At 66.4% G+C, this 7,222-nt stretch carries 6 protein-coding genes, 2 pseudogenes and 1 riboswitch; of the genes and pseudogenes, 3 read left to right on the top strand and 5 right to left on the bottom strand.

The annotated features are described in order from the left end of the window. Positions 1-750 (bottom strand): annotated as a pseudogene (locus tag CK498_RS25445) (transketolase); the annotation flags it as partial. Between the two features lie 267 nt (positions 751-1,017). On the opposite strand from CK498_RS25445, the gene metK reads away from it, so the two are divergent. Both metK and ahcY read left to right on the top strand, forming a co-directional pair. Beyond that, positions 1,018-2,238, top strand: a complete 1,221-nt coding sequence (metK, locus tag CK498_RS25440) for a methionine adenosyltransferase (RefSeq protein ID WP_095623641.1) — start codon at positions 1,018-1,020, stop codon at positions 2,236-2,238. Positions 2,239-2,375: 137 nt separating this feature from the next. Next, a riboswitch (S-adenosyl-L-homocysteine riboswitch) is annotated at positions 2,376-2,464 on the top strand. Positions 2,465-2,480: 16 nt separating this feature from the next. Then, entirely contained in the window at positions 2,481-3,890 is a 1,410-nt protein-coding gene (ahcY, locus tag CK498_RS25435) for an adenosylhomocysteinase (RefSeq protein WP_095623640.1), read from the top strand. Here the strand turns inward: ahcY and CK498_RS25430 are convergent. The 3 genes from CK498_RS25430 to CK498_RS25420 form a co-directional block, all read right to left on the bottom strand. Further along, entirely contained in the window at positions 3,887-4,345 is a 459-nt protein-coding gene (locus CK498_RS25430; RefSeq protein WP_095623639.1) for a hypothetical protein, read from the bottom strand. The two genes, ahcY and CK498_RS25430, sit on opposite strands and share 4 nt — an antisense overlap. 8 nt (positions 4,346-4,353) lie before the next feature. Then, positions 4,354-4,707, bottom strand: coding sequence for a DUF6152 family protein (locus CK498_RS25425; protein ID WP_095623638.1), 354 nt, complete (start codon positions 4,705-4,707; stop codon positions 4,354-4,356). 65 nt (positions 4,708-4,772) lie between these two features. Next, entirely contained in the window at positions 4,773-5,744 is a 972-nt protein-coding gene (locus CK498_RS25420; protein ID WP_095623637.1) for an AEC family transporter, read from the bottom strand. A 179-nt stretch (positions 5,745-5,923) separates the two neighbouring features. Between CK498_RS25420 and metF the strand changes: the two genes are divergently transcribed. Beyond that, positions 5,924-6,763, top strand: coding sequence for a methylenetetrahydrofolate reductase [NAD(P)H] (metF, locus tag CK498_RS25415; RefSeq protein WP_095623636.1), 840 nt, complete (start codon positions 5,924-5,926; stop codon positions 6,761-6,763). Positions 6,764-6,885: 122 nt separating this feature from the next. On the opposite strand, the pseudogene CK498_RS25410 reads toward metF, so the two are convergent. Beyond that, positions 6,886-7,222: pseudogene (locus CK498_RS25410) on the bottom strand (TRAP transporter permease); the annotation flags it as partial.

Genomic DNA, 7,222 nt, shown 5'->3' with positions numbered 1-7,222 from the left:
ACCGAAGCCGATGATGGTCTTGCAGATGATCAGGCTCGGCTTGTCGTCGTGCTGCTTGGCCAGCTCGATGGCGGCCTGGATCTCCTCGGGCTTATGGCCGTCGACGTTGGGCACCACGTGCCAGCCGTAGGCCTCGAAGCGCTTGGCGGTATCGTCGGTGAACCAGCCTTTGACCTCGCCGTCGATGGAGATGCCGTTGTCGTCATAGAAGGCCACCAGCTTGCCCAGCCCCTGGGTGCCGGCCAATGATGCCACCTCGTGGGAGATGCCCTCCATCAGGCAGCCATCGCCGAGGAAGCACCAGGTGCGATGGTCGATCACAGTGTGTCCGGGGCGATTGAACTGCGCCGCCAGGGTGCGCTCGGCGATGGCCATGCCCACCGCATTGGCCAGGCCCTGACCCAGCGGGCCGGTAGTGGTCTCGATGCCGGCGGTGTAGCCCAGCTCCGGGTGGCCCGGGGTTTTGGAGTGCAACTGACGGAAATTCTGCAGGTCCTCGAGGCCCAGCGCATAGCCGGACAGGTGCAGCAGCGAATAGAGCAGCATCGAGCCGTGGCCGTTGGAGAGCACGAAGCGGTCGCGGTTGGCCCAGTGCGGGTTGGCCGGGTTGTGGCTGAGGTGATCGTTCCACAGCACTTCGGCGATATCGGCCATGCCCATGGGAGCGCCGGGGTGGCCGGACTTGGCCTTCTGTACGGCATCCATGGACAGCGCGCGAATGGCATTGGCCAGTTCGAAACGGGACGGCATTGAGTAGCTCCTCGCCTGCGGCAATATAGTGGGGATGACGTCGGTCGAGCCTGGTAGTGGGCCGTAACCGCGGGTCGTCTAGGCTGGGGCGCCGACGCTCGACGCAAAAAACAGGCGCTTATTGTCGCCGAGTTGCGTCGATCCATCAAATCATTGCCGGGTGTTGGCCTAGGAACCGGACCTGGGGCTGTGTAGAATTTTCCCACCGAGCCCCGTGGGCCGCCTCTCTACTCCGCTTCCTCTATTCCCCAAAGGGTCGAGCACGCCATGAGCGAATACTCCTTGTTTACCTCAGAGTCCGTTTCCGAGGGCCATCCCGACAAGATAGCCGACCAGATCTCCGACGCGGTGCTGGACGCCATCATCGCCCGCGACAAGCAGGCACGGGTGGCTTGCGAGACGCTGGTCAAGACCGGCGTGGCGATCGTTGCCGGCGAGATCTCGACCACCGCCTGGGTCGATCTCGAGGCGCTGGTACGCGAGGTAATCACCGAGATCGGCTACACCTCCTCGGACGTCGGTTTCGACGGCGAGACCTGCGGCGTGCTCAACCTGATCGGCAAGCAGAGCGTGGATATCGCCCAGGGCGTCGACCGCAGCAAGCCCGAAGACCAGGGCGCCGGCGACCAGGGGCTGATGTTCGGCTACGCCACCAACGAGACCGCGAGCTACATGCCGGCGCCGATCCACTACGCCCACCGCCTGGTGGAGCGCCAGGCCGAGCTGCGTAAGCAGGGGCTACTGCCGTGGCTGCGGCCGGACGCCAAGAGCCAGGTGACCTTCCGCTACGACGCCGAGGGCAAGCCGTGCGGCGTCGATGCGGTGGTGCTCTCCACCCAGCACGACCCGGAGATCGAGCAGGAGGCGCTGCGCAAGATGGTCAAGCGCGAGATCATCGAGCAGGTGCTGCCCGGTGAATGGCTCGACGACACCACCAAGTACCACATCAATCCCACCGGCAAGTTCGTGATCGGCGGGCCGGTGGGCGACTGCGGCCTGACCGGGCGCAAGATCATCGTCGATACCTACGGTGGCATGGCGCGCCACGGCGGCGGCGCCTTCTCCGGCAAGGACCCTTCCAAGGTCGACCGTAGCGCCGCCTATGCCGGGCGCTACGTGGCCAAGAACATCGTCGCCGCGGGGCTCGCCGACAAGTGCGAGATCCAGGTCTCCTACGCCATCGGCGTGGCCGAACCGACCTCGGTGTCGATCGATACTTTCGGCACCGGCAGGGTCGCCGACGCTAAGATCATCGAGCTGGTGCGCGAGCACTTCGATCTGCGCCCCAACGCCATCACCCGCATGCTCGACCTGCTGCATCCCATGTATCGCCTCACCGCAGCCTACGGCCACTTTGGCCGCGAGCCGTTCGAGACCTCTTACACCTGGACCGATGTCGACGGCCGCGAGCACACCGAGACCTTCACTGCCTTCCCCTGGGAGAAGGTCGACAAGGCCGAGGCACTGAAGGCCGCCGCCGGCCTGTAAGCGGCTCCAGCCCCCCCGGCTGTCAATGGCAGCCGGGGGCCTTGCGTTGGTGGCGCGCGTGGATGGGGGGTTTGAAAAAACCGCCGGCCTGGGTTGAACTGAAGAAGGAGTCAATGACTCCATGCTGTATGTTGCCGCTGCCCGAGGGGCGCTGCAGCATTCGCGTGCACGCCAGGCGAATGCGAGGCTCGGGCAGGTTGGGCATAGGCAACGGCGCCCATTCCCCGGAATGGAGTAGACCCATGAGCCAACTGGCTTCCGCGGCAGTTCCCACCCACGACTACAAGGTCGCCGATATCACCCTGGCCGATTGGGGCCGGCGCGAGATCCGCATCGCCGAGACCGAGATGCCGGCGCTGATGAAGATTCGCGCCAAGTACCGCGACCAGCAGCCATTGGCCGGTGCGCGCATCGCCGGCTGCATCCACATGACCATCCAGACCGCGGTGCTGATCGAGACGCTGATCGACCTCGGCGCCAGCGTGCGCTGGTCGTCGTGCAATATCTTCTCGACCCAGGATCACGCCGCCGCGGCCATCGCCGCCGCGGGGATTCCGGTGTTCGCCTGGAAGGGCGAGAGCGAGGAGGAGTTCTGGTGGTGCATCGAGCAGACCGTCGCCGGCCCCGACGGCTGGACGCCCAACCTGGTGCTCGATGACGGCGGCGACCTCACCCAGCTGCTGCATGAGCAGCATCCCGCGCTGCTCGACGCCATCCACGGCATCAGCGAGGAGACCACCACCGGCGTGCACCGCCTGCATGAGATGCTGCGCGACGGCACTCTCAAGGTGCCGGCGATCAACGTCAACGACGCCGTGACCAAGTCCAAGAACGACAACAAGTACGGCTGCCGCCACTCGCTGAGCGACGCCATCAAGCGTGGCCTCGACCACCTGCTGGCCGGCAAGCAGGCACTGGTGATCGGCTACGGCGACGTGGGCAAAGGCTCGGCGGCCTCGCTGCGCCAGGAGGGCATGATCGTCAAGGTCTCCGAGATCGACCCGATCTGCGCCATGCAGGCCTGCATGGACGGCTTCGAGGTGGTCTCGCCCTATGTGGGCGGAGTCAATGAGGGGGTCGCCAGCGTCGACCGCGAGCTGCTCGCCAAAATCGATCTGGTGGTCACCGCCACCGGCAATGTCGACGCCTGCGACGCGCCGATGCTCAAAGCCCTCAAGAAGGGCGCGGTGGTCTGCAACATCGGCCACTTCGACAGCGAGATCGATACCGCCTATATGCGCCGCCAGTGGCACTGGGAGGAGGTCAAGCCGCAGGTGCACAAGGTCTATCGCGACAGCGACCCCGGAGAGTTCGACCCCGAGAGCCGCGACTACCTGCTGCTGCTCGCCGAGGGCCGGCTGGTCAACCTGGGCAACGCCACCGGCCACCCGTCGCGGATCATGGACGGCTCCTTCGCCAACCAAGTGCTGGCGCAGGTGCACCTCTTCGAGGGCCGCTTCGCCGATCTCGACGCCGAGGCCCGGCGCCAGGCGCTTAGCCTCAGCGTGCTGCCGCGCCACCTCGACGAGGAGGTGGCGCGCTACATGGTCGAAGGCTTCGGTGGCGTGGTGACGCGAATGACGCCGCAGCAGGCCGACTACCTGGGGCTGCCCGCCGAGGGGCCGTTCAAGCCCGACAGCTACCGCTACTAGACGAAGGCCAGCATCCGACCCGCGATCAGCGCCGCCAGCCACAGCAGCAGCGAGGCCAGGGCGGCGCTGCGCAGGCGCCGGGAGCTGGCTCGTGCCAGGCCAGGGGCGAGGTTCAGCGCCACCGCGTTGGCGATGGCGAGGACGATCACCCCTAGCTTGACGAGGAACAGCGGTGTGGCGGCGTAGCCGCCGGGGTCGGCGAGGAACAGCAGTGAGCCGCTGGCTAATGCCAGCAGCAGGCCCGCGATGGCCAGCGGCTGCAACAGGCGTGCCACGGCGAGCAACGACAGATGGCGGCACGCGCCCAGCAGGCGTAGGTCGAGCGCCGCGATGCTCCCGAACAGCAGCGCGATACCCAACACATGCAGAGTGTTGATGCCGGCATATCCCCAACGCGAGACCTGCACCCATTCGGCCAGCGCGGTACCGGCCAGCTGATTCAGCCACCCCTCCATGGGGGGAGTCAGATACGGCCTGGGTAGAGCACGTAGTGCTGCTCGCCGATCCACAGTTGCTCGGCCTTGAGCAGCTGCTCGCCGGCATGCTCACCGGAGACGCGCAGCTCCACGCCTTCGTGCAAGTCGCCCTCGGCCAGGCCGGCACGCTCGTTGCGCCAGGGCTGGCCGACCTCTATCGTCCAGTCGTCGCCGTCGACATCGAGCACGACTTCGCCGTGGGGGTTACCCAGGCGTGTCGCGGTGATGGTGCCCTCGAGCTCGATGGTTTCGCCCCCGGTCCAGCCGTGATGCGCGCTTAGCGGTGCCGCCAGTACCAGCCCGACCAGCAGGCCGCCTGTCAGTAACTGTCGTCTGAGCATGATTTGCCCCCAGCTAGAGAAAATCGCTCTTTCAGGCTAGCTGGGTCGCGGCATCTCGCAAGTGCTCAACCGAGCCCCAGCAGCCGCGTCAGGGCCTGGAGGTAGAAGGGAATCAGCAGCGGCGCCATCAGGGTGGTCAGGAGCACGGCAATGGCGCCCTTCTCGGGGCGGATGTCGAGCTCCATGGCCACCACCACCACGTTGGCGGCCATGGGCACCACGCCCACCAGCAGCAGTGCCAGGGCCAATTGCTCATCGATGCCCAGGGTGGCCTGCAGCACCAGCACGGCGAGGCCGGCGAGCAGCGGCCACACGGCGTAGCGCAGCACCACACAGGCAGCGATGAAGCGCCCATCCACCTCGCGCACGGTCACCCGGCCCAGGGTCATGCCGATCACCATCATGCCGAGCAGGGTATAGGTGGCGGGGAATACCGCCAGGCCATCCATCACCCCGCTGGGCACCGACAGCCCCACGCCGCTCGCCACTAGCGCCGCGACGAAGGCGTAGACCAGCGGTAGGCGGGCGATCTTGGCCAGGCTCTGGCGCATCGAGAAGCGGCCGCGGGCGCTGAGGTAGAAGCCCACCGTGAACTCGTAGAGGGTCACGCCGAGCATGCAGAACAGGTATATGGTGACGCCCTCGGCGGGCAGCAGCACCATCGCCACTGGCAGGCCGAAGTAGCCGGTATTGCCGGTGCCGGCGGAGAACGCCAGCACCGCTGCCTCCTGGGGGGCAAACCAGCGCCGTGCCAGGCGGTTGGCGAGCATTGCCACCAGGCTGGCGGCGACGAAGGTGCCCAGCGTCAGCACCAGGTAGCCCAGTGTCGGCCCGCCCAGGGTGAGGCCGCGGAACACCGTGAGCGGGGCGATCAGGTAGATCAGCAGGGTGGCGATGGGGCGTGCTTCCAGCGCCAGCCAGCGGGCGCATACTACCCCCAGGCCAACGTAGGCGAGCAGCATCCACAGCGGGGCCATCAGGGTGCCGCCGAGATCGAGTTCCACGCTGGGTGCCTCCGTCCATGCAAGATGACTCATGATGCCCGCTCCCGCCGAGCGCGTGAAGCCGACAACATGAATGAAATTGATACGCCGGCCGGGAAACTTTCATTGGCCGGCGCGACGCCGAGTCGTCAGAATGCGACCCTATCAGGCCATGGCGCCATGTCACCCGTTAGCCGCGTCGCCTGAGCAGGCGGCCCGTGAGGATTGAGTCGATGAGTGTACAAGAGCATCCGCTGGGCATCAGCTTCGAGTTCTTTCCGCCCAACACCGACGCTGGGCGCGACAAGCTGGTCGGCGTGCGCGATGCCCTGGCCAAGTGCGGGCCACGGTTCTTTTCGGTGACCTATGGCGCCGGCGGCTCGACCCAGGCGCGCACCTCGCGCACGGTCAAGATGATCGGCGAGAGCGGCATCAATACCGCGCCGCACCTGTCATGCATCGGCAGCGACAAGGGTGAGCTGCGCGAGCTGCTGGCGCAGTACCGCGAAGAGGGCGTCAACAGCCTGGTGGCGCTGCGCGGTGACCTGCCCTCGGGCATGGGCGGCATCGGCGAGCTGCGCTACGCCAACGAGCTGGTCGAGTTCATTCGCGCCGAGACCGGTGACCATTTCGAGATCGCCGTGGCCGCCTACCCGGAGTGCCATCCCCAGGCGCCGAGCTACGAGCACGACCTGCAGAACTTCGCGCGCAAGATGCAGGCCGGTGCCAACCTGGCGATCACCCAGTACTTCTTCAGCGCCGAGGCTTACTTCCACTTCGTCGATCGCGCCCGTGCGCTGGGTGTCGAAGCGCCGATCGTGCCCGGCATCATGCCGATCACCAACTACACCAAGCTGGCGCGCTTCTCCGACGCTTGTGGTGCCGATATCCCGCGCTGGGTGCGCAAGCAGCTCGAGGCCTACGGCGACGACAGCGAAAGCATCCAGGCCTTCGGTGAAGAGGTGATCTCTCGCCTCTGCCAGCGGCTGCTCGACGGCGGCGCCCCCGGCCTGCATTTCTACACCCTCAATCAGGCCACCGCTTCGCTGCGGGTACTCGACAACCTGGCCTGATCGGCGCCTTCTCCACGACCTACCGCCGGCGCAGCGTTTAGCCCGGATCGGCACTGGCAAATGTGAGGCGCAAAAAAACGCCGGCCCTTGGGGCCGGCGTTTTCGGTTACTTCAGGTGTTGCTCAATTCGCGGTTTGGGGTGAATCACCACCGCGCTTGAGGCCACGCTGCATCAGCAGCAGGCCAATGCCCACCAGCAGGCCGGCGATATCGGTGTAGATGCCGCCGTAGATCATGCAGATCGCGCCGGCCAGCAGCAGCAGCCGTTGCCACGCCTTGACCGCCCCGAAGTACCACGCCTGCACCGCCGCGGCGAGCATCACCACGCCGATGGTGGCGGTCACCGCGACGCGCAGGATCTGCAGGCCGCTGCCCTCCATCAGGATCGCCGGGCTGTAGAAGAACATGAACGGCACGATGAAGGCCGCCAGCCCGATCTTGAACGAGGTGGTCGAGGTC

This window comes from Halomonas salipaludis (genome assembly GCF_002286975.1).
Taxonomy (GTDB): domain Bacteria; phylum Pseudomonadota; class Gammaproteobacteria; order Pseudomonadales; family Halomonadaceae; genus Franzmannia; species Franzmannia salipaludis.
Note: the sequence above shows the minus strand (reverse complement) of the source record. Positions and strands in the feature narration are given on the sequence as shown.